This window comes from Hominiventricola sp., assembly GCF_057604405.1.
In genome coordinates this window covers 1-1,364 of record NZ_DBLYVB010000092.1, presented here as the reverse complement: position 1 = coordinate 1,364, position 1,364 = coordinate 1, and the positions used below count along the sequence as shown (strand labels likewise).

General features: G+C 43.3%; 1 protein-coding gene and 2 pseudogenes. All 3 read right to left on the bottom strand.

From position 1 onward, the window contains the following. Nucleotides 1-227 (bottom strand): annotated as a pseudogene (locus ACZMB2_RS14265) (phage holin family protein, TcdE/UtxA-related); the annotation flags it as partial. 85 nt (nucleotides 228-312) lie between these two features. Beyond that, nucleotides 313-1,089 carry an IS21-like element helper ATPase IstB gene (gene istB, locus ACZMB2_RS14260; RefSeq protein ID WP_008369148.1) on the bottom strand — a complete coding sequence of 259 codons (777 nt, stop codon included), beginning with the start codon at nucleotides 1,087-1,089 and terminating at the stop codon, nucleotides 313-315. Next, a pseudogene (locus tag ACZMB2_RS14255) lies at nucleotides 1,086-1,364 on the bottom strand (IS21 family transposase); the annotation flags it as partial. The gene istB and the pseudogene ACZMB2_RS14255, both read right to left, overlap by 4 nt.

The window sequence follows — 1,364 nt, the reverse complement described above, 5'->3', positions numbered from 1 at the left end:
GCATTCTCTACAATTGACACTGCTTCATTTGCTATAAATGCAATACACACCGTATCCCTCAGATAACTTGTCCCCATCAGCAGATCCAGTCTTACTACAATCAATACAAATAACAACACCATCCCTTTTCTGCATAATCCTTTCCACCCTGCTCTGCTTTCCAATGTCCCGCTTTTTGATTTCGGACTCTTTTTAAATACAACCGGCAGTAAAACACCTCCGGTGAATATTACGGTGCGGCAGAGCCGCCAGTCCGGTGTGGCGAGAGCCACCTGTCCGGACTAACGGAGCCACCTCAGTTTGTTTATTAAGTTACTTTGCCATTGCTGGATCCAGTCCATATACTTCTCTCATAGAGAGGTCTTTAGCTGGGTCAACACTTTCAATATCGATTTTATAGGAATCATACGAAATACGATCCATGATAGCATCGGCAAGAGTACTTTCACCATCACAGATTTGCTGGTACCATTCACTTTCACGGAACTGAGAACAAAAGATTGTTGAAGATTTTTTACGTCTTTTATGTATCAGTTCAAAAAGATTTCTGGCTTCAGCTTCGGTCAGTTTAAGAAGCAGCCACTCATCAAGGATCAGTACTATTGGCTTGGTATATTTCTTCAGGACATTCGAGAAAGTTCCATTGTCCCTGGCAGCCTGTAAGTCCAATAATAGATCAGGAAGCCGTACATACCGTACTGAGTAATAGTGCTTGCATGCTTCCATGCCAAAGGCACAGGCCATATAAGTTTTACCACTTCCGGTTGCTCCAGTAATAAAGATGTTCCGGTATTCTGTAATGTATTCACAGGTTGCCAGACGGTTGATTAGTGCTTTGTTCAGCTTTCGTCCAGAATGGTAATCGATCGCTGCGATGCTGGCATCTGGCTGTTCAAACTCAGCCTGGCGGATCAGCCTTTTCAGACGATTGTTTTTACGGTTGCTATACTCGACATCAACAAGCATACCGAAGCGATCTTCGAATGGAACTTCCTTCATTGCAGGATCATCCATCTGGATGCGGAATGCATCTGCCATAGCAGTCAGACGCATTTCAATAAGTTTATCGATTGTACTTTGATTTGTCATGATTTTTTACCTCCATAGTATCTGGCTCCTCTGGTTATGCCATGTGGTTTTACTGCTTGAGATGATTCTGATTCGGTATCAGGTGCATCCTTTGTTGCAACCAATAGATTTTTGATACTTTTATAGCTGGGTTTACCGGAATAAGAGAGCGCCTTAGCGCAGACCTGTTCCAGCTTTTCTGGCGAATATTTTTCTGCCAGTTTCAGTAATCCCATGCAGCTTCTGTAGGATTGCTGTTCAATCCTGCCGGAGGTAAGTATTGCATCGACAACCTT